At 41.9% G+C, this 25509-nt stretch carries 25 protein-coding genes; 3 read left to right on the top strand and 22 right to left on the bottom strand.

Annotated elements, in window-relative coordinates; translation table 11 throughout:
* Nucleotides 1-77: 77 nt before the first annotated feature.
* Complete coding sequence (gene cphA, locus DEAC_RS05455) at nt 78-2726, bottom strand: cyanophycin synthetase (RefSeq protein ID WP_047809004.1); 2649 nt, start codon at nt 2724-2726, stop codon at nt 78-80.
* A 91-nt stretch (nt 2727-2817) separates the two neighbouring features.
* Nucleotides 2818-3618: a cyanophycinase gene (locus DEAC_RS05450; RefSeq protein WP_047809003.1), complete on the bottom strand. Its 801-nt coding sequence runs from the start codon at nt 3616-3618 to the stop codon at nt 2818-2820.
* Between the two features lie 112 nt (nt 3619-3730).
* Between DEAC_RS05450 and DEAC_RS05445 the strand changes: the two genes are divergently transcribed.
* Complete coding sequence (locus DEAC_RS05445) at nt 3731-4078, top strand: L,D-transpeptidase (RefSeq protein ID WP_047809002.1); 348 nt, start codon at nt 3731-3733, stop codon at nt 4076-4078.
* A gap of 91 nt (nt 4079-4169) precedes the next feature.
* On the opposite strand, the gene yabG is transcribed toward DEAC_RS05445, so the two are convergent.
* Nucleotides 4170-5006 carry a sporulation peptidase YabG gene (gene yabG, locus DEAC_RS05440; protein ID WP_047809001.1) on the bottom strand — a complete coding sequence of 279 codons (837 nt, stop codon included), beginning with the start codon at nt 5004-5006 and terminating at the stop codon, nt 4170-4172.
* 93 nt (nt 5007-5099) lie between these two features.
* Between yabG and DEAC_RS05435 the strand changes: the two genes are divergently transcribed.
* Complete coding sequence (locus DEAC_RS05435) at nt 5100-5978, top strand: glycosyltransferase family 2 protein (RefSeq protein ID WP_047809000.1); 879 nt, start codon at nt 5100-5102, stop codon at nt 5976-5978.
* A gap of 10 nt (nt 5979-5988) precedes the next feature.
* On the opposite strand, the gene DEAC_RS05430 is transcribed toward DEAC_RS05435, so the two are convergent.
* From DEAC_RS05430 to metG, 9 genes are all read right to left on the bottom strand, one after another.
* Nucleotides 5989-6555 (bottom strand): hypothetical protein, encoded by a 567-nt coding sequence (locus tag DEAC_RS05430; RefSeq protein ID WP_047809075.1) that lies wholly within the window; start codon nt 6553-6555, stop codon nt 5989-5991.
* Nucleotides 6556-6852: 297 nt separating this feature from the next.
* Nucleotides 6853-7680: a 16S rRNA (adenine(1518)-N(6)/adenine(1519)-N(6))-dimethyltransferase RsmA gene (rsmA, locus tag DEAC_RS05425; protein ID WP_047808999.1), complete on the bottom strand. Its 828-nt coding sequence runs from the start codon at nt 7678-7680 to the stop codon at nt 6853-6855.
* On the bottom strand, nt 7664-8215 hold the full coding sequence (gene rnmV, locus DEAC_RS05420; protein ID WP_047809074.1) for a ribonuclease M5: 552 nt from the start codon (nt 8213-8215) through the stop codon (nt 7664-7666). Before rnmV ends, rsmA begins: the two co-directional genes overlap by 17 nt.
* A gap of 171 nt (nt 8216-8386) precedes the next feature.
* Nucleotides 8387-9559 (bottom strand): glycosyl hydrolase family 18 protein, encoded by a 1173-nt coding sequence (locus tag DEAC_RS05415; RefSeq protein WP_047808998.1) that lies wholly within the window; start codon nt 9557-9559, stop codon nt 8387-8389.
* Between the two features lie 110 nt (nt 9560-9669).
* Entirely contained in the window at nt 9670-10377 is a 708-nt protein-coding gene (locus tag DEAC_RS05410) for an N-acetylmuramoyl-L-alanine amidase family protein (protein WP_047808997.1), read from the bottom strand.
* A 218-nt stretch (nt 10378-10595) separates the two neighbouring features.
* Nucleotides 10596-11768, bottom strand: a complete 1173-nt coding sequence (locus DEAC_RS05405) for a resuscitation-promoting factor (protein ID WP_047808996.1) — start codon at nt 11766-11768, stop codon at nt 10596-10598.
* Nucleotides 11769-11848: 80 nt separating this feature from the next.
* Nucleotides 11849-12847, bottom strand: coding sequence for a G5 and 3D domain-containing protein (locus DEAC_RS05400; protein WP_047808995.1), 999 nt, complete (start codon nt 12845-12847; stop codon nt 11849-11851).
* A gap of 77 nt (nt 12848-12924) precedes the next feature.
* The gene (locus DEAC_RS05395) at nt 12925-13689 is read right to left on the bottom strand and encodes a TatD family hydrolase (protein ID WP_047808994.1); all 765 of its coding nucleotides are present in this window, start codon (nt 13687-13689) and stop codon (nt 12925-12927) included.
* Nucleotides 13686-15617 carry a methionine--tRNA ligase gene (gene metG, locus DEAC_RS05390; protein WP_047808993.1) on the bottom strand — a complete coding sequence of 644 codons (1932 nt, stop codon included), beginning with the start codon at nt 15615-15617 and terminating at the stop codon, nt 13686-13688. The genes DEAC_RS05395 and metG overlap by 4 nt, the downstream gene beginning before the upstream one ends.
* A 214-nt stretch (nt 15618-15831) precedes the next feature.
* Here metG and DEAC_RS05385 point away from each other — a divergent pair, with 214 nt between their 5' ends.
* Nucleotides 15832-16110, top strand: coding sequence for an AbrB/MazE/SpoVT family DNA-binding domain-containing protein (locus DEAC_RS05385; protein WP_041276183.1), 279 nt, complete (start codon nt 15832-15834; stop codon nt 16108-16110).
* Nucleotides 16111-16194: 84 nt separating this feature from the next.
* Here the strand turns inward: DEAC_RS05385 and rsmI are convergent, their stop codons facing one another.
* The 10 genes from rsmI to DEAC_RS05335 all read right to left on the bottom strand — a co-directional run bounded on the left by rsmI (nt 16195) and on the right by DEAC_RS05335 (nt 25393).
* The gene (gene rsmI / locus DEAC_RS05380; protein ID WP_047808992.1) at nt 16195-17031 is read right to left on the bottom strand and encodes a 16S rRNA (cytidine(1402)-2'-O)-methyltransferase; all 837 of its coding nucleotides are present in this window, start codon (nt 17029-17031) and stop codon (nt 16195-16197) included.
* Nucleotides 17032-17067: 36 nt separating this feature from the next.
* Nucleotides 17068-17373: an initiation-control protein YabA gene (locus DEAC_RS05375; protein ID WP_047808991.1), complete on the bottom strand. Its 306-nt coding sequence runs from the start codon at nt 17371-17373 to the stop codon at nt 17068-17070.
* Nucleotides 17370-18182: a PSP1 domain-containing protein gene (locus DEAC_RS05370; RefSeq protein ID WP_047808990.1), complete on the bottom strand. Its 813-nt coding sequence runs from the start codon at nt 18180-18182 to the stop codon at nt 17370-17372. Before DEAC_RS05370 ends, DEAC_RS05375 begins: the two co-directional genes overlap by 4 nt.
* Complete coding sequence (locus DEAC_RS05365) at nt 18175-19053, bottom strand: DNA polymerase (RefSeq protein WP_047808989.1); 879 nt, start codon at nt 19051-19053, stop codon at nt 18175-18177. Before DEAC_RS05365 ends, DEAC_RS05370 begins: the two co-directional genes overlap by 8 nt.
* Nucleotides 19050-20489, bottom strand: coding sequence for an aminotransferase class I/II-fold pyridoxal phosphate-dependent enzyme (locus tag DEAC_RS05360; RefSeq protein WP_047808988.1), 1440 nt, complete (start codon nt 20487-20489; stop codon nt 19050-19052). Before DEAC_RS05360 ends, DEAC_RS05365 begins: the two co-directional genes overlap by 4 nt.
* 141 nt (nt 20490-20630) lie before the next feature.
* Nucleotides 20631-20894, bottom strand: a complete 264-nt coding sequence (locus DEAC_RS05355; protein WP_047808987.1) for a sigma factor G inhibitor Gin — start codon at nt 20892-20894, stop codon at nt 20631-20633.
* 58 nt (nt 20895-20952) lie between these two features.
* Nucleotides 20953-22161: a Ger(x)C family spore germination protein gene (locus DEAC_RS05350; RefSeq protein WP_047808986.1), complete on the bottom strand. Its 1209-nt coding sequence runs from the start codon at nt 22159-22161 to the stop codon at nt 20953-20955.
* On the bottom strand, nt 22151-23251 hold the full coding sequence (locus DEAC_RS05345) for a GerAB/ArcD/ProY family transporter (RefSeq protein WP_047808985.1): 1101 nt from the start codon (nt 23249-23251) through the stop codon (nt 22151-22153). Before DEAC_RS05345 ends, DEAC_RS05350 begins: the two co-directional genes overlap by 11 nt.
* A gap of 2 nt (nt 23252-23253) precedes the next feature.
* Nucleotides 23254-24828 (bottom strand): spore germination protein, encoded by a 1575-nt coding sequence (locus tag DEAC_RS05340; RefSeq protein ID WP_083995913.1) that lies wholly within the window; start codon nt 24826-24828, stop codon nt 23254-23256.
* A 70-nt stretch (nt 24829-24898) separates the two neighbouring features.
* The gene (locus DEAC_RS05335) at nt 24899-25393 is read right to left on the bottom strand and encodes a CBO0543 family protein (protein WP_047808984.1); all 495 of its coding nucleotides are present in this window, start codon (nt 25391-25393) and stop codon (nt 24899-24901) included.
* Nucleotides 25394-25509 lie beyond the last annotated feature (116 nt).

The following is a 25509-nucleotide window of genomic DNA, read 5'->3' as shown; positions in this document are numbered from 1 at the left end:
ATAATTCACAAATTTATCCAACCGTAAAACTCCCACTTCTACAAGTGGGAGTGCTGAACGAGTTCACTAAATTAGTATTAACCTCCGACCGCCAATTCATGGGGGATAGATTTTTTACTTTCGGTTTGCAGCTCCAATCTCCGCTGAATTTCTTCTTCAATCGGTTCGAGATGTTCATAAAACATGACAAAGGTATCTCCGGATTTACAACTATTGAGACCTTGCTTAAATGCTTCTATTTCGGAAAGAACTATTATAATCTTATTTTTATCCATTCCGGAACGGACCGCTTCATCATAAAGGATATTGGCAATTTCTCCGCGTTTTCGTCCCCGTAAGTCTGTATCCTCACGAATCACAAGCCGGTTAAAACCTTGAGCGGAAACCCTGCCAACTTCGCGCACCAGCTCATCGGGACGATCACCCGGGACGGTAATGCACCCTACTAAGGATTTACAGCTAAGTTGTTTTAAGGTCTTACATACTTCCCCAATTCCAGCAGCATTATGTCCATAATCAACAACAACTTGAATCCCATTTAATTCATAAAGATTTAAACGTCCCCGGTTACAATTTACGTCTGAAGAGAAAGCTTTCAAAGAATTTCGTATCGTTACAGCGCTTAACCCTAAAGCCCACCCTGCAGCAACAGCCGCTAACGCGTTTTGGAGGTTATGTTTTGCCTTTCCGTCCCATGTAACCGGAAGCTGTTTTACTGAACAGATTCGAGAACTTTCTGAGCCCTGACAAAGTACAATCATTCCGCGTATGACGAAGACAGCTGTTCCGCCTAAACCCAGGTGTTTTCGAACATGAATATTATCCTTCTCTGTACTGAATAAAATAACTCGTCCCTGTGTGCGTTTAGCCATAGCAACAACCTGGGGGTCATCAGCATTTAATACAACATAACTATGAGGTTTAACAACCTCCGCGACAAGGCTCTTGACATGGGCAATATCCTCAAGGGTTTCGATTCCATACTGCCCGAGATGATCTATTGAAACATTGGTGATGACCGCGACATCAGCATAGTCGTAACCTAAACCTGCTCGCAGTATCCCTCCCCGTGCGGTTTCAAGAACTGCCACCTGGACATCCGGATGCCTTAAAACAATTTTGGCACTTTCCGGTCCTGTCATATCTCCTTTGAGCCATAATTTCTGGTTAAAATAAATGCCATCAGTTGAGGTCATACCTACCTGAAGCTGTTGGTCACTCAGCATTTTGCTGATCATCCGAGTTGTTGTGGTTTTCCCATTGGTACCTGTAATGGCGATTATAGGAATCCTCCCGTTTCCTGTTGGCATGATATGATCAAGAATAGCCTTTCCAACGTCCCGCGATTGACCAATGCTTGGAAAATGGTGCATGCGTATACCTGGTGCTGCGTTAACTTCAATAATATGCCCATTATTGTTTCGATAGGACTCTGCAATATCTTCGATAACTATGTCTACCCCTGCAACATCTAACCCAATTAATCGAGCAGCATATACGGCTAACTCGACATTATCAGGATGGACCTGATCCGTCACATCCAGCGCGATACCTCCGGTACTCAGATTGGCACTATCCCGCAAATAAACAATCTCTCCCAAGGATGGAATGGTGGAAGTCGTCATTCTTTTTTGGGAAAGTGTCAGAAGCACCACTGGATCAATCTTAATTTTCGTTAAAGCTTTCTCATGATCATCCCCGCGCTGTGGATCCTTGTTAATCTTGTCTACTAATTCAGCAATAGTTGATACCCCATCGCCTACCACATGTGCCGGAATTCTTTGGGCTGCAGCTATCAAACGCCCTCCCACAACGACCAAGCGATAATGTTGTCCGGAAATGTATTCTTCAACGATAGCCCATTCTCCATAAGTTTGAGCAACCTTAAAAGCAGATTTAACTTCACTGGCATCTGAGAGCTGTAAAGTAACCCCCTTTCCCTGATTACCTCGCAAAGGTTTAATCACTACGGTGGTATTCATTTCAAGAAAGGCCTCTACAGCATCTTCTTCCGTGTTAACGATTACTCCCCAGGGAACCGGAATTCCTCCTTCACTAAGGATCTTCTTCGTTAATTCTTTATCACAGGCAATATCTACCCCAATACTTGAAGTTTCTCCGGTAACGGTCGCCTGAATCCGTCGTTGACTGCGGCCATAACCTAATTGGAGCAAGCTGCCGCCATTTAACCGGCATACAGGGATACCCCGTTCTTGGCATGCATCAACAATCATTTGCGTTGAAACTCCAAGTTTATAATCATTCATTACATTTTCGATTCTCCGAATTGCCTCTGAAACGTTATAGTTTCCGTTCTTCAAAAGAGCCTTAACTAAAGCGAATCCTTGGCGAAACGCTTCAATTGCCCCCTCTTTTGCTTCATAGTTAAAGATAATTTCATAACAGCCCGGTTCTTCAAGGATAGCCATTGTTTTGCCGTATTTAACCGTCTGCCCCGCCTGGGTCAGCAATTCAATAGTTACGTGCTCAATCACATGTCCTATTAAAGTGCCTTCATGCAAACGCTCTAAAAAACCTCCCGGTTTCCCTTTGGAACAATAGTGCTCACCTAATGATGGCAACGTTTGGATAAGACGAGAAGAAAAATCTCCTAACTCATTACTGAAGCGTTCCGTCCATTCTTGGAGATCCACAATCGCTCGAATAATTGGCCGATGGCAATAAACATTAGCCCCTTCGATCGCTTGGATTTCTCTTATCTCCATTATGTTGTTTTTCTCCCTTCAATAGCATGGATCATACTACAATAGTTTTAACCTTTTTTCCGTTTGGTATTCCTCCCTCTAAATCAGTCCTTTATAGTAAGGATTCCCTTCGTTTAAGGTCAAAGCCATAACCATCGGATAGAACATGCAGCAAAATCGGACTTAACACTAAGGACTGGCCCGGACTTGTTTCAGAAACATTAGTGGTAGTGGAGGAAGATGCATCTGCCACCGTTACTGTATTACTGCCCACTACAGTAAACCTTGCATCATCTTGAACTAAAATTGCCGTATCTTCATCGATGCCAACTCCAAGAACATAAGGGTTGTGAGATATTGCTGATAAGAGACGACCTATCCGTCCCCGTTGAGCAAAATGCTGATCAATAACTACAGAACGCAAAAGGCCGAGTCCCGGCGCCATGGTTAAAGAATCTTTTTTAGCAGTCCCTGCTTCGCCGCCTACGATCATCGTATCCGACATCACAGAAGCCCCTGCGCTGGTCCCTGCAATAATAACTCCACGTTCATATAATTGTTGGAGTGTACTTCCCAAGATAGTTCCGCCCAACAAACCGGTAATTCTTAATTGATCTCCGCCGGTAAAGAAAACCCCTGTTGAGTTTTCAAACTCCTTACCAATCCCTCTCCTGTTGGCCTGTATACGATCAGAAACATCGAGAACCTGTACCTCTCGCGCCCCTAATTCAAGAAATAAGGAATGATACTCATTTCCCACTTGCAAAGGTAATTCTGTTGCGGCTGTCAAAACCGTAATCCGGCTCTCCTTTCCCCCTGCTTCTTGAACAAAGCGTTTGAGAATTTTACACTCATTCTTTTTATCTTCAGCGCCGCCAATGATGAGCAGCCTTCCTTCCACATGTTCTGTCAAAAAAATCCCTCCAGTCCCTTTTATTTTCCGCCTAAAGAAGGGGTATTATGCAACGAACATTCAAGAATTCCTTACATACCATGAAATATACCCTTTAGTGAAGAAAGGAGGCATGAAATCAATGTCCAGTTCTTCTCTTGTTGTTCATACTCAACGCCGCCAACTTGAGCTTTACGAAGACAACCGCCTAATATATCGTTTTCCAATTGCCGTTGGCAAAAACGAAACTCCCACGCCCCATGGTTTCTTCTACATCGCAGCCAAAGCTATGTATCCCGGAGGAGTTTTTGGCAGCCGCTGGATGGGCCTTTCTCTTCCTCAATATGGAATTCATGGCACAAATAACCCAGCCAGTATTGGTCAAGCTGTATCGAAAGGCTGTATCCGCATGTATAACCAGGACGCGGAATTTGTTTACCAACATGTAGAAATAGGCACACCTGTTAAAATTCAATCGTAGATAGCAAGGAACCATCCATTGATACAAGTGGATAAAAATGAGATTAAGAGAAACGAGAGCGGTCTGTTAAACACAACCGCTCTCTAACACATCAATAAGGGCTTCTCGGATAACCTCGCCGCATTTGCCCCCGTGTCTCGATCCCGCCAACCCCGTCCGTTCCTGTGATTGTATGCATTAAAATGTCTTTGACTGAGACAATTTGATCCATGGGAGTAAAAGCGATTCTTTCGACTATAAACACCGGATCAAAAGCATGAATCAACATCCTCTTCGGTGATGAAGCGAAATTTGCTCCCGCTTCCAGAATAGCCTCATAGTTAGATTGACAGGCCCCGGCAAAAATAACCAGGCCATCTCGATTAGGCTGAAAGCGGCGGGCCTCTAAAACTGACTCTACAAAATACCTCGAACTCCGATAACTGTCTAGACTATGAAAATCCTTTTTCCCTCGCAGAAATCCATCATGCCCAGTTAACACTAAAATATCCGTTGGATTTTCTTGCAAAATTTTACGAATTACTTTTGGTTGTTCTACCTCACTTTTACAAATCCCCTTGGCTTCAATTCCCATTTGACGATAGGTCCTTATACATTGATTTAAATACTCTTGATCCCCATCTAACTGCAGAACCCGGCCGGGGATTTCAAAATATTCCTTTAAGTCGTCCTGTACTGCCTTTCTCTGACTTGTAAGCTTGTGTAACTTTTTATAGATCATTTTATTATCTTCTCGTTCATAGTTCATTACTTCGACTGGACTTTTAAACACAAGATCCGAAAACGGAGCATCAGCTAATAGCCTTAAATTAAGCCCTTTGATGATCGCCGAACGCTCTTCAGGATTACCATCAATGACATTGACGATGTGAAAATAAATATCCTGCTGATGAGAACGTCTGGCTACGATATCCCCGACTCGAAACATGGACTCCCCTCCTTCCCCTTTTCGCTATATCTTATGTCGCATACCAGCAAACGACATATACTATAACTAGTAAATCCCAAAGGAGGAGCAAGAATGTTCTCAGCGATCATACCCGCCAAAAATGAGGAGAAGAGCATTTTGGCAGTTTTAACAACGGTTTTGCGTCTTCCCGTAGATTATATTATTTTAGTTCTCAATGGCTGCACAGATCAGACTTTAGAACTTGCTCGTTCCATTCCTGATTCCCGTATCCATATATTGTTCTTTTCTGACCCTTTAGGCATTGATATACCACGAGCGGTAGGGTCCCTTTATGCTCGCTCTTTAGGCGTAGATGGAACCCTTTTTATTGACGGCGATATGTCCGGGGATATCTATCAAAACCTGCTTTCTCTCATCACAACAGTGAACTCTGGAGTTGATGTCGCTCTAACAAATTGTTATCCCTATATAACCAACCGCCAAAAGCTGGCCAATCTTGTTCTGAAATTTCGTGCCAAGCTCAATCGCGAACTCGATTTATTTAAAAGTCTTGGCCTATCTACCCCAACACACGGACCTCATGCCCTTTCCAAGCGGGCTTTGTTAAATATCCCTTCTGAGGCTATTGCGATTCCGCCTCTCACCTTATTTTGGGCCAAAAGATTGGATCTCGCGATAAAAGTAGCAACATCCATTCCCCATCAAAGACTTCACTCTCCCAGAAAACATCGGGGCCATGCCCGCTTAATTGCCGAAACCATTATCGGCGATTGCCTTATGGGAATGGCGCTGAGCCAAGATCTTCCTTCAACTCGTTCACTCGGCAAGCATCAGTTACTTGGTTATCATCCGGAAAGACGTTTTGATCTGCTCCAAACTTGGGAACAATCGTTAAAATCTCGAGACATATTTTACGAACAACATGTTATTCTTCCCAGAACCCCTGTCTTAGCTTGCAGTTCAATATCATCAGACGAAACTAATGTTTAACCAGAAACTATCAACTCCTCTCTTTGAGGTCTATCCCGTGTTTCTGAAAGTATTGTAATACTTTCGTCTTCTCATCGACCCGAACGTGAACCGTTGGCTGAACTTTGCCTTTTTCGATGCCATTCCATTTCATATAAATAGTTTGGTTATATGATTTATTTAAAATTGGATCTCCATATTGTAAGTCAACAACAACATAATGAGGCTTGATATCACTTTGCTGATAATTAGGCTTCTCACTTGGAAGTATCATTACCAGACTTGACAGAGCATCTTTGGGAATTTCGTTGACAATGGCTGATTCGTCATGGTGAATCGGTTCTCCCGATAATGTTTCATCAAAGACAATAGTTTCACTTGATAAATTTACTGCCGGATGAACTCCAACATTATTAAATTTTAATTCTAAACTCAGCTCATTCCCTAAAACCACTTGAGGTGATTCCTTCAAAACAAAGTATGGCCGCGCTGTTTCTTGCTGTACTTTCCAGGCGGCAACCGTCAAATAAACAGTAATTAAAGCAGTTATTGCCAATACAGTTGTCGCCAGTGTGGCAATAATATTTGACCACTTCATTAACCAATGGTTACTTTCTTTACTCAAACCTATCCTCCCTTTAATTTAATCCTTATATTGAAACAAAAAATACGCTTCCATAGAATTCGGAAATTTCTCCAATTTTATGCTTGCTCCTGAAAAGATAGACATTTCTAAAATGTTGTTGTATAAAAAAGAAAGCCTAATTAATACAATAAGGCTTTCCTTTTATAAGATATTTCTCTAACTTATCCAATTCGTAAGACTCTCACTTCTTCTAAAAGTGGGAGTGGTTCACCATACCTTGCTTCAAAAACTTTCTACTTCTGTAGTTAACTATGAGTAAAATAACTTCGTTACAATCTGAAATTCCTCAATGCTTAATGACTCTGCCCGTCGTCCATCTGAGATTCCAGCCATATTCAATTCTTTAACAACAACTTCCTTATCCAGGGCTAAACCTGCAGAAAGAGAGTTTCCCAGGGTTTTACGACGCTGGCTGAAAGCAGCTTTTACAACTCGAAAAAACTTTGTTTTATCGACTTCGAGACCTGGATAAGGGCGAAGATCTAATCGTAACACAGAAGATGTTACTTTCGGGGCCGGCCAAAAATCCCTGGGCATGACATCCATTACTTTTGTAACCTGGGCCGAAACTTGAACAGCTATGGATAAAACCCCATAAGTTCTACTCCCCGGACGGGCAGCTATCCTGTCAGCTACCTCTTTTTGAACCATGATTGTCATCCCGCTCAAAATGTCTTCTTGATCTAAAAAATGCATGATGAGAGGACTTGTAATATAATAGGGCAAATTGCCGACCAAATATCCCTTTTGATCTCCCCAAAGTTCTTTTAAATTAAGTTCAAGTGCATCCATATGTACAAATTCGATGGGAAGTCCCTGCAGCTCTTTCTTCAAAGTATCAATTTTCTGGGAGTCTAATTCAACAGCCCACATCTTTTCGACTTTGGGGGCCAAAGCTCGTGTTAAGACGCCCAGACCAGGGCCAATTTCCACCAGGGGCACATCCGGTCTAAAAGTGCTTGCTTTAACAATCCCCTCAATTGCCTGATCGCTGACCAGAAAAACTTGTCCCAGGGATTTATAAGCACGTGAACCACTTCGGATGAGACGTCTGACATATTCAGCAGTACTCTCCATGCCTAGCCTCCTCAACTACCTTAAAAAATAATTCTCGAGATATCCCAAACCGGTTCAAGCGGTGAAGAAATTGTTTAGCATTATTGTCACCTATTCCTAATCGTCTCCCTAAGGCCAAGCGAAAATCACTTGCCCGGCTCGAACCCGCAAGGCCTGCCGACCATAAATCGTCCATGGTAAATGTCTCAACTGAACTCTCTTGCTCCTGTTGAATATGAGCGAAAGCACGGCGAATTTCTTCGAGGTTGGCATTCTCCACCCCAATGTCTCCCCGTTTCGTCGCAGCCTTTTTACTAAGATAAGCATGCTTAACCTGAGGAACATAGTTACCTATACGCTTTCGAATCTGCTCTCCAACGGTATCAGGGTCTGTAAAAACAATGACACCTTGGCGAACTGCCATTTCAGCAATATATTCTAGTTTTTCCTTTGTTAGTCCAAAGCCTTCAGTCCAAAGAATATCAACATTTCCCAGGGCTAGACGAACTGCATGGGCGTCATTTTTCCCTTCTACCACTATAAGTTCCTTGATCACTACAATATTCCCTCCGTTTCCAACTCCTTTTATCTTACCTGAGATTCGGCAAAGACTCAAATTTTGATTTAATTTATCCAATGTAAAACTCCCACTTCAACAAGTGGGAGTTTTAAGCGATAGCATTTGTTATGGGCTGGGCTAGGCGTTCAGCTTAGCTGAACGAGTTCACTACTTAGCTGTTGTTTTATTTGTTCCAAAGGTACTCGACACAGAATTCCAAATTGAGGGATCCTCCATTCCAAGACGCCAAATAGCGACACCATGCAGCTTGTGTTGTAATGTATACTTCATTTTTGTTTTTAAACTTGCTGCATTTTCAAAAAATACTTCGTGTCGAACTCCATTTACCGTATAGGTAAACTGTGGAACTTTAGCACTGGGATCAGTTAAAATTTGAACGCCATGTTTTTTGGCTCGTGCAACAGCTTGAGCATAGGATAAATAATCCGGCATTAATGGCTTATTTGAACCCCAGTCATAAGCATATACGGGAAGTCCCATTACGATCTTATTGCTGGGGATCTTGCCAACTGCAAAGGTAATAACACGATCAACCCAACCCTGTGAAGCAATAGGTCCTTGCGTTGTTCCCATACCATGTTCATCATAAGTCATAAGAACAACTTGATCGGCTGCTTTACCAATTGCCGCGTAATCATAAGCACCAGACCACAAATCAGAAGGATAATCCACAAACTTTGCAGGAATAGAGATATTGAGGACTTTATCCTTGGCCTTCAATGCTTTGCCTAATTGCGCCACAAAGGCCGAAAAATTGTTGCGGTCAGCAGGTGGTGTTTTCTCGATATCAACAGAAATTCCATCCCAGTTATCTTTCATTGCGAGATTTACCAAATTTGTGACGAAATTGGAACGTGCTCCGGCGTTTGCTAAAACACGATGCGCTAAATTGGCATCAAACCCTACACTTCCGCTCATATTCATGTTATGAACCAAGGCATAGACTTTCGAACCATTTTTTTTCGCCGTATTTTTGGCGCTCATATCAACATTTCCTGCTGGAATCACTTTTCCTGAACCATCAAAGGAATACCAGAAAAAGGCAACTTCATCAAGCATCTTTCCATTCTTGGTCATAGATGCCTTTGAACCGGGAGTCGGCCCTTCTGGGTCTGTGTAAAATCCCATAACAACTCGTTTGTCTGATCCCAAAACAGAATCCCGAGTGGCTCCAGCCTCAGCTTTCGGGGGTTGTGTACTCTTTGAAGTTTGCTGTTGTTGATTTGATGGCGTGTTAGGAGTCGGTACATTCGAACATCCTGTTAAGGCAAGTCCCAGAATCAGGGTACTGCTCATCATAAAAGTCAGAAACCGTTTCATGCTGCGCTTCAACTCCTTCGAATAGATTCGGTTACTGACTTTATTCTCCCCGCTTCAAACAACGTTATGTATGATAGTTCTAAGAGTATAATTTATCCTATAGTTATTAATTATGGTATTTCAAAATATCGGGCAATCCCTTTAGCAATTGCTCTGGATAATTGTTCTTGATACCATGATTGTTGAAGCTTTTTTTGTTCTTTAGCACTGGATAAATACCCTACTTCAACAATAACTGCCGGCATACTTGTATTATTGATGATATAAAAATCTCCCGGTTTGGCAATTCTTCGATTCATTGCTGGTATTTTTATCAGTTCTTGTTGGATTAATTCAGCTAATTCTTTGCCTGATTTTGATTTATAATGATAAAATGTCTCAGCTCCGGAATTCCGTCCCTGAGGTGTAGCATTGACATGAAGGCTGACAAACACATCGGCTTTTGCTCGACTGGCCATTGCTATACGGCGGTTTAGATCAATTTGCTTTTTCGTAATTTTCCCTTTAACTCCGGCAGGCACATAGTCAATATCTTCCTCTCTCGTTAAAAAAACCTCAATACCGGAGGGCCTAAGCATTTCCTTAACTTTTTGAGCAATTTGCAGGTTGATCGATTTTTCATAAACTCCCTGAGATGAAATTGCTCCCGGATCGTACCCACCATGCCCGGGATCGAGCATTACCGTATAATGTTCTGCGAAATGACTAACGACTGCTGTGGAGCCCTGCCAAAGTACTGAAAAAATTAACAAACTCATAACCCCAAGAACAAAACCAATTGCCATTTTCTTTCCCGGTACTCCCAAAAGCAGACGCATTCAAATTCCCCCGTTTCTTAGGTTACCCTAAAGACTATGACCCTAAGTTAAAAGTTATAACTTCTCGCCTTAGGTATTATCCGAAGGTTTAGCACGAAGATGTCCGGTGGAGCTGCCCGGGGCATAGATGTTTGATGATCATAGGAAAAGCCCCTGAATAAACTTTTCAGGAGCCTTTTGAAAACATTTCCACTTCAACAAGAGAATGGTCACCATAATTACTGAAGGTAAATTAATACATAACGAACGCCCCAAGACATTGCAGCCGCTTGAGAATCCATATATAGGTCAATTCGATTGCCTTGTATCAGGCCTCCTGTATCCAAAGCACGTCCGCTCCCATAACCATCTACATAAACCTTCGAGCCTAAAGGAATAACCCTCGGATCAACAGCAACTACTCCCCATTGAACCGGCGCTCCAGTTTTCGTTATACCGCCGGGAATACAGTAAGCCGTTGCTCTCATAATATAGGCCTTTTTAAAATTAATCGTCTGCCCGCCGCGAGAAACAGATGTTTGCGCTCCCCGAGAAACGAGTTCATTGATAGGAGCGGCAACCACACGCTGCTCAAGAATTTGCCGATCGACTTCTTTTCCATCTTCGAGGGTTAAACGTATAGTCTGTTCCTGAATACCATTAGAACCGCGGCTAATGACTTTATCAGGTAATCCAACAGGATAATCCCCAGGCTGAGTTACCATCTGATAGGGAATTTCACTTTTCTCAGTTTCCACCTTTTCAGCCACTCTTACTACCTTAACCTTTTCATTAGCCGTCAATATGTGGTTAAGCGCCAGAGAAACCTTATCCTTTGCTCCCAAAACAATATTCAACTTCTTTAAGACCTCAGCTACTGTGCGGGGCGCTAAAAAAGTATTGATTGTCTTTCCATCCGCTTGCACAACAACCGGAACAGACCTTCGCACTTTAATATCCATTTGCTCTTTAAGGTCTTCGGAACGTGGTTCATTAACTTCATCGACGTCTTTAATTTGAAGGCCATAGCGTTCTGACAAATCATTAATTGCTTCACCGACCGTCTTAGCCGTAGTCCTCACTGAGAGAGTCTGTTTATCTACAGTAAGGTGAATCGGTATGCTTCTTGTAACAACGACCCTCATACCTTTGGTAATTCTTGAATTTCGAGGAGGATCCACTACATCCTCAGGGTTAAACTCTAAGTTGGAATTTGCAAGGGCTTGCCCGACAGTATTAAAAATCGTTGTCACAGGTATTACTTTGTTATCAACTTCAATCTTAATTGTTTTCATATTGAAGGCCAGAATTCCGCAGGCAAGCAGGAAAAAAATCACGAGGGCAACTGCAGCTTTACCTAAGCGACCTCTGCGAACTAACGCCAAAACCGTAGTTCGAGAATTCTGAAACATTGAATCCCTCCAAAACCCATAGCAATCAACCAACCTCATTTTAATTGATAAGTAGTTGGTTGTCAAAAACTTTTTTTCCATTATATGGATTTTAGGATGTGTATGCGTACAGGCTTTCTTCCCCAATCCAAGCATTGTCTAAGGTTTGTAAAAAACAAATCAATCCTATTGCCTTTGATATCTCCGCCCGTATCAGCTGCTATAGCATACCCATACCCTTCTACATATACTTTACTTCCCATAGCGATGACTCTGGGGTCTACGGCTATAATGCCTTGTCTTGGCGTTAGTCCCGTTGCCGTTTTGTTGCCTGTATAAGTATAAGCCGTTGACTCCATTGTTAACGTTTTACTAATATTCAATTTGTCAATGTCAAAGTGTTCTCCGACAACCGGCTTTGAGTTTTGAATTACAACTTTTTTCTTAGGCCTTTTTAATTCAAAGGAAAGTTGTATTTGTTGATTCAATGGTTGTCCATCTACCTTATAGGTCTTAACCACCTGTCTCAAAACACCAGTTTCCCCTTCTTCCTGAACCTTGCTCATTCCGGGAAGAAGCTGATCCGATTCTATAACCTGCGTATCATAGGCAATTTCTTTGTCTACAACTTGAATATCGCTCGTCATCATGCTTCCTGAACCCTTGATAGACCTATCTTCACTTAAATGTTCCTTTTGCGACGTTTCCCCTAAATCGTTCTGATTTGAATCCTTAACCTGATTTAGCGTTTCAGCTGTGTAAAGTTTACCTGCATCATTTACAACTTCCAGGCTGCTTGGCTCTGAAATACGCGATTTTAAATTACTGCCGCCTAAGGCAGGAGCTCCGCGACTAATATTTCCGACACGTAGTAATTTCCTGCGTGAGTCTAAAAGGCCTATCTCAAGTTTCGGTTTTTGAATAGTCTGTGGTTGTTTTACTTGTTGATAAGGAACAGACATGGTCTGAGATATATCTGGAGCTTTCAGTGCTGAATATCTTGTACCAGCTGCAAACACTGCTAAACCGCCCAGATACGAACTCCAAGTCTTGGTTGCCCGCCAATAATCGGAATACGTGGTGATCGGTAGCGAATACATCCTATCCCTCCTTAATCAGAAGGTATGAAGCAAATTCAAAAAAAAGAACCTTCTCCTGAAGGTCCTTTTTAACCAGTTTAAACAAGCTTAAATATTGTTTCTGCGTTATGCATCGTCTGGAGAGCCATTTCTTCAATGCTCAGTTCTTTGATTTCAGCGAGTTTCCTGACTACTTCCCTTACATAAGCAGGTTCGTTGCGTTTGCCTCGTCGCGGTTCCGGGGTTAAATAGGGAGAATCTGTCTCCGCAAGAATACGGTCGATGGGGGCATTTCTTGCCACCTCAACAGTATGGCGGGCATTTTTAAACGTTAAAGGGCCGGCAAAAGAAAGATAGAACCCAAGCTTTAAAAGAACTTTCGCCATTTCCCAGGAACCTGAATAACAGTGGAAGACTCCTCCATGTTTCGGCGGGTGGGCTTTGACAATTTCTAAAACATCCTGATGGGCGTCCCGGTCATGAATTACAATCGGCAGGCCAACTTTGTTGGCCAAGTCAATCTGTTGAACAAAAACCTCTTGTTGAATAGTTCGTGGAGATAAATCCCGATAATAATCAAGGCCAATTTCCCCCCAGGCCAGAACCTTGGGCTGTTGAGCCAAAGCTTGCAGTTGAGCCATAACGTCATCACTAAACTCTTCTGCATTGTGAGGATGGATACCGATAGCTGCATAGATGAAATCGTAATTCTGGGCAAGCTGCACTGACCTTTTAGAAGAAGGAAGGTCATAGCCAACATTCGTAACTCGAGAAATTCCTGAAGACTTAATTCTTTCTAAGACATCTTGAAAATCTTCTTCATATACCTCGTCATCAAGATGCGCATGCGTATCCCAAATCATTTCACTTGTGCTCCGCCAGGAAGTTCTTTGTCAAGCGTAAGTACTTCAAGAACTTCTCCCTGTGATGCTGCCAAAATCATACCCTGAGACGTTATTCCTCTTAACTTTGCCGGCTTTAGATTGGCAACAACTACTACAGATTTATTAATCAAGTCTTCCGGAGCATAATGTTGAGCAATACCGGAAACAACCGTACGCACTTGTCCAGAGATTTCGATTTCTAATTTCAGGAGTTTATCCGTCTTGGCAACCTTCTCGGCACTCAGAACTTTTCCAACTCTTAAATCAAGTTTCGCAAAATCCTCAATACTAATTTCTTCCTTCATTGGTTCAAGTTCCACATGTTTAGTTTCTTGCTTAGGTTCAGATTCCACTGGTTTCGCCACCTCTTCAGCGTATTGAGAAATATCAATTCGCGGGAAGAGTTGTTCACCCTTTTGGACGCTGGCACCCGAATTTATGATTCCCCATTGATCCGCCTCTTCCCAGCGAATAAGATGCTCATCGCTGCTAAGGAGTGAACATATTCGAGGAGTAATTCCCGGCATAAAGGGAGCGGTCAAAATCGCCATAATTCGAATAGATTCTACAAAAGTATAAAGAACAGTATCAAGACGCTCCTGTTGATCCTCCTGCTTCGCTAAGGACCAAGGAGCAGTTTCATCAACGTACTTATTGCAGCGGGCTATAAAACGCCAAATTTGTTCCAGGGCACTTGCCAGGTCACAACGTCCAAGGCTTTCGTCTACGCCCTTTTTAACTTCCGAACTTAAGGTTTTTAATTCCATCTCTAAAGGACCATCTTGAACTGGTCGAGGAACAACTCCTCCTCGATACTTAACGACCATAGCCAAACTTCGAGAAACAAAATTACCGAAATCATTAGCCAAATCACTATTAATTCGTTCCACTAAATTATCCTCAGAGTATGTTCCATCAGTTCCAACCTGCATTTCACGCAACAGAAAATAACGGATAGCATCTGAACCATACCTTTTAATTAGTTCAAAGGAATCTTGAACATTCCCACGTGATTTCGAGATTTTTCCTCCATCTTTCGACAAATACCACCCATGCCCATAAACAAGACGCGGAAGAGGGAGGTCAAGAGCCATCAAAATAATAGGCCAAATAATCGCATGGAAGCGAACGATATCTTTCCCCATAATTTGAACGTTAGCCGGCCAGTACTTTTGATAATTTTCTCCGTCTGGGTAACCTAAAGCAGAAATATAGTTGATTAAGGCGTCAAGCCAAACATAAACCACATGCTTGGGATCGAAAGGCACCTTAATTCCCCACTTAAATGTCGTTCTGGAAACACAAAGATCTTCTAAGCCGCTTTCAATAAAACGAATCATTTCATTGCGCCGGGAAAGGGGCTGAATAAAATCAGGATGTTCTTCAATGTATTGAAGGAGTGCATTTTGATATTTTGACAAACGGAAAAAATAGCTCTCTTCTTTTAACAATTCTACACTGCGCAAGCAATCTGGGTTGGGACATTTTCCATCAATCAGCTTACTTTCAGTCCAGAATGTTTCACAAGGTGTACAATACCAGCCTGAATACTCTGATTTGTAAATATCACCTTGTTCATATAATTTGGCGAAAATTTGTTGAACCACTTTTCCGTGACGTTCCTCTGTCGTCCGAATAAAATCGTTATTGGAAATATCCAATGATTTCCACAACTCTTTGAAGCGCTCTACAACACCATCTACATAAGTTTGCGGTTCAAGATGATGGGCTTCCGCAGTACGAACAATCTTTTGCGCATTTTCATCGGTACCCGTTAAAAAATAAACCTGATCTCCCAGCATTCTATGATAACGAGCCAAGACATCTGCAGCAACCGTGGTATAGGCAGTGCCAATATGGGGACTCGAATTAGGATAAAAAATTGGGGTTGTAATGTAATAGTTCACGTTAGATCTCCTCTCAATCTATGAATTATCGACACATTAACTCATATTTGTCAAGTATATCCATAATAAAAAATTAATATGTAAATGCTATTTTTTATTTAAGAAATTTAATTCCTAATCATGTTTAAAAGTGGTTGACTTTAATTGGAACCATTGGTATCATAAGGTTGTAGTTTTCTGTCGAAAGTTGTAGTAAAGGGAGTGAGTGAAGATGATGAAATCAACAGGAATCGTGAGAAAAGTTGATGAACTTGGCCGCATTGTTTTACCTATCGAACTTCGCCGTACTTTGGGAATTGACGAAAAAGACGCTCTGGAAATTTATGTGGACCAAGAAAGAATTATTCTTAAAAAGTATGAGCCGGCTTGTGTATTTTGTGGTAATGCCAGTGACAATCAACTTTTCCATGGTAAAAATGTTTGCCGTGAATGTGCTGTTGCAATGGGAGAAGCTATCCTTGGCAACGTAGATACCGGTTCTAAAGCTGTCTAAGCTTAACAGTTTTACATAGATAGAAGTTTGTGTATAGAGATATTAAAAACTCTCCTTGAAGGCCGGATCGGCCTTCTTTTTATTCTACTTTAATTCTTCGATTAAGGCTTGATATACCTCCGACTTTTTCACTCCATAACGCTTAGCTACTTCTTTCATGGCTTCTTTTTTGGTTAACCCCCGCTGTATTCCCTCATTGACTTCAATACACCAGTCTTGAGGCCCGCCTGCTAATTTTTCTGGCACAAATGGAGCAATGACTATGCAGCATTCTCCCCGCGGAGGGGTCTTTTCAAACTCTTCTCTTAGCTTAAAAAGATAATTCTTATGAACTTGCTGATGCACTTTTGTTAACTCACGAACAACTGCAGCTTCACGGTCACCGAAGGATTCCGACAATCCTTGTAAGGTGCTTAATAATCGATGGGGAGCCTCATAAAAGATCAAAGTTTCTTGACGATTTGCCAGGCCTTCTAAACTACGTTTTCTCTCCCCTGCTGAAATTGGCAAAAAACCATAAAACGTAAAATGTTCGGCCGGCATACCCGATAAAATCAAAGCCGTCAGAGCCGCATTCGGTCCAGGCAGAACATCCACCGGAATATTTTCTTCAAGACACAGCCGAACAACCTCACCTCCCGGATCAGAAATTCCAGGTAGTCCCGCATCACTAATAAGAGCGACTGTTTGGCCTGCTTTAAGTCGTTCTACGAGTTCTAACGATTTCTTCTTCTCGTTGTGCTCATGATAACTTGTCAAATGGGTACTTATCTGATAGTGCTGTAAAAGCTTACGTGAATGACGTGTATCTTCAGCGGCTATTAAATCAACATTCCGCAATGTATCTAAGACACGCAGCGTTATATCTGCCAAATTGCCAATTGGGGTCCCACATACATATAATGTACCTTTAACTAACATGTCTAAAGACTCCCGACCTTAAAATATCCTTTAATTCTAGTCTTTCCGTAAAAAGCCCATACAAAACAGACAATCCCCTTCTAAAGGCTGCCCGAAATGAAGATGACAAACGTGAAATCCTTCATGATAGAGTCGCTCTAAGTTATCATGGGCAACACCTTGGATATGTTCGGCATTGGCAATAACCCGCTCCGTCTCCTTTTCCGGAAGAGTACACTCACGCTTTAGTTTGATATTTTCTTCTTCTAAAGCCTTGACGTAAGGTATCAATTGGTTAACTTCCTCCAGCAGGGAACGCAATTTTTCTTCCACTTCTGTAAGGGCTTGAGTTAACTGACTCATACCTTATCACTCTTTCCTTTGGGCTTTTCCCCTTTCCTATTACAACGCTGTTTGCCATTCATTTTACTAGCATTGGCGACAGGGTTATCGACAAGAAGATTCGATTCCTCCAGAATTTCCAGCATCTTAATGTCTTCTAAGTCTTGGGCATACATTTCCTTATCATTAGGTCTATAACAGCCATTTTCATACTTCAGGCAACACATAAGCCGCCCGCAAATTCCAGAGATCTTTGTTGGGTTTAGAGATAATTTTTGGTCCTTTGCCATACGGATGGAAACCGGTTCAAAATCCCCCAAAAATGATGTGCAGCAAAGTATTCTGCCGCAGGAACCGACTCCTCCCAGCATCTTAGCTTCATCTCTAACTCCTATTTGCCTTAACTCAATACGCGTACGGAAAATGGCCGCCAAATCTTTCACTAATTCCCGAAAGTCAACTCTTCCTTCAGCTGTAAACGAAAAAATAATCTTATTTCCGTCAAAAGTATACTCAACGTCAACTAATTTCATTGGCAGCTGATGCTCGGATATTTTCTTTAAGCAAATTTGAAAAGCATCTTTTTCCTTTATTCTATTTTGCTCTACAAACTGTTCATCAGCTGGTGTGGCTTTTCTAATAACCTGCTTTAAAGGAAGTACCACTTCCTCATCAGCTACCATTCGAGGAGGGATCACCAATTCACCGAATTCAATACCTCTTGCGGTTTCAACAATCACCCGGTCCGAGGCCTCAAGCTTAAGATCTCCCGGAGAGAAATAGTATATTTTACCCGCATTTTTAAAGCGAACACCGACAACCTCAATCACAGAGAACCCCTCCTTGTTGAAATAGTTCTAAAGCCAATACTTCTATAACCAATCTCGGATTTACTTGTTGTCTTAACGCTTCATTAGCTTTACCAATTGCCAGAAGTTCAAAAGGTTGGTTCGCGCCATTACGGATGCCTTCCTGTATCCTAACAGCTAAAACCTGCAGATAGATACTTACTTGGTTTTTGTCTAAGGGGAAAAGAGAAAAAAGCGCCAGAAAATCCTTATCCTTAACAACCTGAAAAAATCTAGAAACCCATTCTTGAAGAGAGGAAACACCCTGCTCCATTATTGCAGTCGCCAGGGTTTGGTTTTCCCCGCTTAACTCCAGAGCTAATCTGGCTTCCTGCTGATTTTCCGCTCCCAATTCCCTTAGCCACTCGTCTTCGGGAGGATCAGAAAAATAAATTAATTGAGCACGACTTTGTATTGTAGGCAATATTCCTTCCGCATTTCCGGCACTAAGGATAATAACACAATGCTCCGGAGGTTCTTCAATAACTTTTAAAAGTGCATTCGCCGCAGGCAGCGTTAACGTGTCTGCCTGTTCGATTATAGAAACTTTATAGTTTCCTTCGTAATGTTTTAAATAAACCTTTTCATGCCAGGCAAGAACTTGTTCGATTCCAATCGTTGTCTTAAGCGGTTTCAGCCACAGTACATCCGGATGGTTAAAACCGGAAATTTTATGGCAGGCTATACAATTTTGACACGGTCTTTCTAATTTTGGCGAAAAACAATTTAAAATCTGGGCGATCCGAAGAGCCTCTTCCCGCCGATGTAATTCACTTCCCCCATGGAAGAGTAAAAGATGTGCCAATTGTTCTTCTCGAGCCGCCTTTTCTAAAAGAGCCTGTGCTAGATTCATGACATTCCTTTTTCCTCCTCCGCAATCCAAATTGTTCGGCTTTCACAGCCTTCCCACCCTTGCCAACGTCCTTCTTCAACAACAAGCAGTGTCTCGAGAACTTCCGGGGTCATTTGTTCTCCCATGACAACGATTGGAATACCCGGCGGATATGGAGAAATAGTTTCCCCGACAATATGGCCTAAACTCTCTTTCAGAGGAACTCTCCTTTTTTTAGCAAAAAAGGCCTCTCGTGGTGTGAGAATCTGGGGCGGTAAAAGAAAACCGTCGCTTCTGTCATCTCTAGCGTTTTTTCTAAAATGTTCAGATCCTAAAGACAATAGCTGAGTACAATCAGCCAATCTTTCTAACCCCCTCGTGAGTCGCCGAATGTCCTCAGGGGTATTGCCGATTCCCAGCAAAAACAAAATATTCTCTTCGTCCCATAATTCAGGTTCCAGGCCAAATTCCCCACGCAAAAATTCAACACAGCGAGAAGCAGGCAATCCCAGCGGCCGCGTATTAATCAGAATTTTTGACCAATCCAAAGCATCTATACCATAAGTCCCAACATCGTTCTGAGAGAGTATGCGGAATTTCTCCCCAACCCTTTGCTGAAGATTTTCGACTTCTTCTTTAAGGTACTCCCAGCGCCATAGATCCAAAGCATATTCCCCGGCTCGTTCCAGAGACGCTAACAATAGGTAGCTGGGGCTTGATGATTGAAGCAGTTCCAAGCTTTGTCTTAATCGAATACGGGAAACTCTCGAGCCTTGAACATGGAGCATAGCTGACTGAGTTAAAGCAGCAAGCGTCTTATGAGTACTATGTAAGACAAGATCTGCACCCAATGTTAAGGCACTCGCAGGAAACAAGAATCCCATAAAATGAGAGCCGTGCGCTTGATCGACAAACACCGGCACATCCGGTGCTAAATTTGTCCTTTTATTTAAAAGGTCTCGCAGCTCTATACACGTTCCATAATAACTAGGATAAGTAACATGACAGGCAGCGATATTTGACCAAGGAAATCGCTCAGGACGTAAGTCCAAACCCAAGGGAAGGTTAAAATCCGGATGAATAATAGGTTTTAGATAGTCCGGTTTTAATCCGCTGAGAACCAAAGCCGACATTACAGAGCGATGGGAACTCCTTTCAATAATAACCTGATTCACCGTATTCGTAAGGGACATAAACATGGCCTGATTGCCGACAGTCCCCCCGCCGACCAAAAAAAATGTTTCATCCGCTCCAAATATTTCGGCCGAACGTTTCTGTGCTTGATCTATAATTCCCTTCGGTGAATGGAGCATATCGAGTCCCGGAAGTTCTGTTAAATCAAATCCGCAGAAATCAAAGTCATGAAAAAACTCCTGTTGCCCTTTATGGCCAGGAGTATGGAAAGAGCAAAACCCCTGTTTCTGATATTGGCTCAATCCCTCTCCCAGATCACCCACCAATGAACCTCCATTAAATGGTTTATAACGCTTTATATCAATACATCATATTCAAACTATTTTATCACATCTAAGCCAATATTTCATCTACATTTCATAACCCGAGATTTGAATCAATATCCCGGGTTATGATAATAAGTATTAAAATAAAAGTCCTTGGATTAAAACTAAGAATTCTCGATATTCTGGAGTATCCTGGTCGGCAGAGTACAACTCCCGTTGACAATCAGAGCAGAAAAACATTCCTCTTATTCTAAATCCGTCATATAATCCATTTTTAGGAACTTGAGCACAGCGATAACAAACCGGATAGACCTTTCCTTTATTGATAACCGTTTTCTGATCCTTTATCGAGTCGGTTCCCTCACTTGGGCCTCTTGACTGAATAGTATCTGATTTTATCATAGTTACGTTCCCCCTTAGTACTTCCTCCTGCACCTATTCTTCCCCTTCTCGTACTGAATTAATCGTTAGTCGTAGAACTGCTGCTTGACATCCCTGAATGATGAACAGAAACCTGCACATTCAGGTTAAGAGGAAAATCTGCAATCTTCTCTTCCCATTGGTCTTTTATGGTCTTCCAATACGAAGGGTCTCTCTCGTCAATCAGCCGCCCAATCCCTAAAAAATCAAGACTCAAATCCCTCTCTTTTTTGATTGACATCTCACATTCTTCTTGAATGACTTTGGCATAACTAGTTTCTGCCTGATTCATAAGATCGACCCATTCCGGTTCCGAAAGTTGTTGCTTTACACCCATTACCTCATCGACGGAAATACTTGCTTGAATCTGGTACTGAAGACCGATTACTCCGTTATTGTCGAATAATTTATATCTAGTCTTAGATTTCAAAACTTGTCCGCCAAAACTAACCTTGTCTTTATCATCCATTGTATTTATTAAACAATTTTGAACATTGTTTTCAAGCCACATGTACCCTTTAGTTTCCTTATCTGTAAGGTAATCCACTAAGTGATCTCCGCGCAAAACACCTGAACCTTGTATATGTAGTTCCTTTCCCTCCTTTGCGTTATTATATTCAATGCCATCCTCTCCTGACTTTATAGTTTCAACGACGGGAAGAATTGGAGCCGTACTCTGTGAGCCAATAATTGTTAAGTAATGTCCCAGCCGAACTGTAGGAAAGGTAGAAAGATTATTGCCTTGCTCCATATGATTCTTAATGCTCATAGCCGGAAGTTCTCCATCGCGCAATTTTATATTTAAAAGAGTTTGAGCCTTTCCTTTTGTCAAAACAAGGTACATTGTCCGCCGAAACTCTGAAAACCGCTGAGCGAAATCAATGATATCGGTAAAACCGGCTTTGGCCGCACCTTCCCCTATAACTATGACCTTTAAAGAGCCCATAAAGGGTATACGGCTGGAAATCTTATACACCATTTCTGTTGCTTCGCGAGCGCTGGCAACTTCTACACTAAAGGTTCGATCTTCGATTTTGGCCGCGGATTCTCCTCCGCCTTGTTTAGGTTTGGCTAATTGCATGGTTATCAGAAATGTTCCCGGCTTCTTTCCAAGATCAAACCCCACGCCGATCAGAGGTGCCAATTCTTCAACTTCCCGTTTTCCCCAACATCCCGGCAAGAATAAGAGACATACTATTAAAATTAAGGCCGCAATTCTATTAACTTTTTGATGTCTTCTAGTTTCCACGGATGTTTTTCCCCTTCTTCCAGCGCGCTGTTCCCCAAAGTCCTAGTATCCAAATAGTGGTGAATGGCAAAATAAGATAGTTATCAACGAACGATATTTCAGAAATCAATACAGATCCCCTTACAAAACCAAAGGCAATCCCCATAAAGACCGCACAAACCGCAATTTCCCATTTTAGACCTTTAAGGTTCATTACAGTCTCCAGGCCCCAAACTACAGTGAATAAAAAAGCGCTAATCTTTATGACCAAGGCCCCAAGCCAAACCCCCAAAAATAATGATTCAACACCTGCCACTGTGCGGCTTACTTCTACCATTTTCCCTAAAACTAATAAACCATACACAATCCGAGTCGTTTCGAAGGGCCCAAATACAAGGATTTGCGTGAATGCCACAAACATGTCTAAGATCCCCACCAAAAATACTGCCCGCCAAACTTCTCTCCTTAATTGTCCAATCTCCTTCATATCAGTAGGCAGGAATGCTAAAATCCCGGCCATGAAAAGTATATATTCCATAACGAAGGGAGCTACTTTAAGACCTCCCCAGAAAAGCGGCATTACCCCTTCACTGAGAATTGGCAGCAGCACGCCCGGCTCGATTCGCGAGATTGAAAGCGTTAAGTTCAAGATTAATGCTAAGATAATCAAAGGAAAAATAACTTCTGAGAACCGGGCGAATACTTCAATTCCGGACTTACACAAATAAAAGACAAGAATTATTGTCCCTAAATAAAACAGACTTATGGGAGTCAAGGGCATAATTGAACGTTCATAAATATCTCCTACTTGTCCCAGAAGCAAACCGCCAAAATAACCTGTGATTAGGATATAAAGAACACCGATAAGTTTTCCTATTCCTTTGCCAAAGACTATCTCCGAAACCTGTAATAAATTTTTATTAGGAAATTGAGACAGTAATGAAAGTACCATTAAGCCATAAGGTATCCCCAAGATAAAGGCGGGTAAAACAATCATCCAGCCGTCTCGGCCGCCGGCACTGCTGACGATAGACGCAACCGGGAGAAATGTCGTACCCATGAGTACAGCTCCCCCTAAGGTCATGAACTGATGTGGAGAGATTCTTTCCATAGTTATTCTTTTCCCTTCCCTCCTGATTGAGGGTTCTCTATTTCCAAAAGCTGCGGTCTTCGTTTCATCGCCCACCATGGAGCTCGTACAAATGTATCCTGTAACAATGACCGAATGCGCATTGGGGCAATAGGGCTCATGTACGGTACCCCAAAAGAACGAAGGCTTAAGAGGTGAATTAAACCTGCATAAAACCCGACAGCGACACCGAAAAAGCCAAGACTTCCGGCTAAAATCATAAGTGGAAAACGTGTAAGCCGTACCGCCAAGCTCAAATCGTAGTAGGGGATAGCATAGCTCGATACGGCAGTTATTCCTATGACAATAACCATCAACGGACTTACTAAGCTAGCCTTTACTGCAGCATCTCCTATGATTAAAGCACCGACAATACCAATAGTTTGACCAATCGGTCTCGGCAAACGAAGCCCGGCCTCTTGTAAGATCTCCAAGACTATTGTCATAAGTAAAGCCTCTAAAAGAGCTGGAAAAGGCACTCCTTCTCGTCCTGCTGAAATGCTCATCAAGAGATCAGTCGGAATAATTTCCTGATGAAAAGTAGTCACTGCAATATAAACACTTGGAGCCGTCACAGCAATAAAGGCTCCAATATAGCGAACAAAGCGAAACAATACTGCTGTCATAGCGCGTTGATAGTAATCTTCATTAACATTTAAAAATTGCGTTAAAATGGCTGGGACAACTAAAACTATTGGAGTTCCATCAACCATGATACCCACTTTTCCTTCCAAAAGCTTACCTGCCAGTACATCGGGCCTTTCTGTATAAGCAATTTGAGGAAAAGGCGAATAGGGAAAGTCCTCAATCATTTCTTCGATATAGCCGCTTTCTAATACCCCGTCCATTTTAATGGTGCTCAGCCTTTTCAATACTTCGGAAACAATATCAGGACTAGCGACCTTGTCCACATAGGTGACAACTATATCAGTATTAGTTAACTCACCAAGCTTTAATGATATCAGCCTCAAGGAGGGATGTTTGATTTTTCGCCGTAACAGAGATGTATTTATTCTTAGTGTTTCTGTAAATCCCTCGTGAGGGCCTTTAATTACTGACTCAGCTACAGGTTCGTTAATCCCGGCATTAGCCCACCCTCTAGCTCCGATAACAATTGCTTCCTTGGACTCACCAAAAAAAATTACCGCATCACCGGACAAAATTGCGTTAATGGCGTCACTCAATTTCGAGATTTTTTTGATTTCAAGACCGGGCAGAAGATATTGAATAGTGCTGTCAACTACATTAGACAACGTCAGCTGAGCTAATTCCCGACGCCCCGGCAAATCAACCATAAGAGGCTTTAATACAAATTGATCCAAAAGGTTTTTATCAACTAGGCCATCAACCCCTGCCATTAGGCAGGGAATAGATTCTTTTCCTTGAAGATAGAATTCCCGAAAAACAATATCACTGCTCTTAGACAAAATTTCTTTTGCTTTTTGCCCCGAAACCGGCTTAGCAAGGTCTTCATCAAAGGAATAGGCAGGGGACTTTCTAACCTGATGAACCTTAGGACGAAGGGTAAGTTCTTTGAGCATTTTCATCCAGCTGCGCAACGCTTTCTCCTCCTTATCCGCTTATTTTCTCCCGCACTACATTGATTATGCACAACAACTAACAATGTCATCAGAAAGGTATTTCAAAATAAGCCATTATAAAGACGCCTGCAGCTATTGAAATCAGCCATGCCCAGCGCGGATTCTCATAATGTATTTTAAGAAGAATAAACATGCCAAAATTAAAAATCACAGAATATGTTAAGGTCCAACCGTTAAAATGAGTAAAGCGGTGCATTCGTAATGCCCACCATTCAATCAATGAAAAAATGAATGTCCAGAAGCAGACATACATTAATTGCTTAAAAAAATTCTTTCTCGGAAAATAAGGGAGAAATAATAAAGCAACACACGGAAAAATAACAACAGTCATAAGAATGTTGGCAATTGATTCAGGAATAATCGTCGTAAACTTCCACAAAGGCTTTTTGAACGTAAGATAACAATAAATCATATTACCCAAGGCCCAAAATATAATTGTAGAATAATACTGTCTCCACTGTTTCCAATCACCCCAAAACCAAGCAACTAGAACAAAACTAAACGTAAGTATAGCGTCTTCCATGAATTCCTCCACCATTGAAGCTTCTCAACTAGGATTCTGCCAAATTCTTATAATTTATTCGAAAATAATTGGTTAATTTAAGCAAAGCCAAAAAAGCGAACTTTGAAACCTTAACG

The organism is Desulfosporosinus acididurans (assembly GCF_001029285.1).
GTDB lineage: Bacteria > Bacillota > Desulfitobacteriia > Desulfitobacteriales > Desulfitobacteriaceae > Desulfosporosinus > Desulfosporosinus acididurans.
This window is presented reverse-complemented; position numbering and strand designations above follow the sequence as displayed.

Coding starts and splice junctions, on each gene's coding strand:
- DEAC_RS05395 (WP_047808994.1), bottom strand. CDS start 13,689: ATGATTTGGGATACGCATGCGCATCTTGATGACGAGGTATATGAAGAA.
- cphA (WP_047809004.1), bottom strand. CDS start 2,726: ATGGAGATAAGAGAAATCCAAGCGATCGAAGGGGCTAATGTTTATTGC.
- DEAC_RS05365 (WP_047808989.1), bottom strand. CDS start 19,053: ATGAATCTAGCACAGGCTCTTTTAGAAAAGGCGGCTCGAGAAGAACAA.
- DEAC_RS05415 (WP_047808998.1), bottom strand. CDS start 9,559: ATGAAACGGTTTCTGACTTTTATGATGAGCAGTACCCTGATTCTGGGA.
- DEAC_RS05445 (WP_047809002.1), top strand. CDS start 3,731: ATGAAATCAATGTCCAGTTCTTCTCTTGTTGTTCATACTCAACGCCGC.
- DEAC_RS05430 (WP_047809075.1), bottom strand. CDS start 6,555: ATGAAGTGGTCAAATATTATTGCCACACTGGCGACAACTGTATTGGCA.
- DEAC_RS05405 (WP_047808996.1), bottom strand. CDS start 11,768: ATGTTTCAGAATTCTCGAACTACGGTTTTGGCGTTAGTTCGCAGAGGT.
- DEAC_RS05375 (WP_047808991.1), bottom strand. CDS start 17,373: ATGAGTCAGTTAACTCAAGCCCTTACAGAAGTGGAAGAAAAATTGCGT.
- DEAC_RS05335 (WP_047808984.1), bottom strand. CDS start 25,393: ATGGAAGACGCTATACTTACGTTTAGTTTTGTTCTAGTTGCTTGGTTT.
- DEAC_RS05410 (WP_047808997.1), bottom strand. CDS start 10,377: ATGCGTCTGCTTTTGGGAGTACCGGGAAAGAAAATGGCAATTGGTTTT.
- DEAC_RS05345 (WP_047808985.1), bottom strand. CDS start 23,251: ATGGAAAGAATCTCTCCACATCAGTTCATGACCTTAGGGGGAGCTGTA.
- DEAC_RS05385 (WP_041276183.1), top strand. CDS start 15,832: ATGAAATCAACAGGAATCGTGAGAAAAGTTGATGAACTTGGCCGCATT.
- DEAC_RS05435 (WP_047809000.1), top strand. CDS start 5,100: ATGTTCTCAGCGATCATACCCGCCAAAAATGAGGAGAAGAGCATTTTG.
- DEAC_RS05355 (WP_047808987.1), bottom strand. CDS start 20,894: ATGATAAAATCAGATACTATTCAGTCAAGAGGCCCAAGTGAGGGAACC.
- rsmA (WP_047808999.1), bottom strand. CDS start 7,680: ATGGAGAGTACTGCTGAATATGTCAGACGTCTCATCCGAAGTGGTTCA.
- DEAC_RS05400 (WP_047808995.1), bottom strand. CDS start 12,847: ATGTATTCGCTACCGATCACCACGTATTCCGATTATTGGCGGGCAACC.
- rsmI (WP_047808992.1), bottom strand. CDS start 17,031: ATGTTAGTTAAAGGTACATTATATGTATGTGGGACCCCAATTGGCAAT.
- yabG (WP_047809001.1), bottom strand. CDS start 5,006: ATGTTTCGAGTCGGGGATATCGTAGCCAGACGTTCTCATCAGCAGGAT.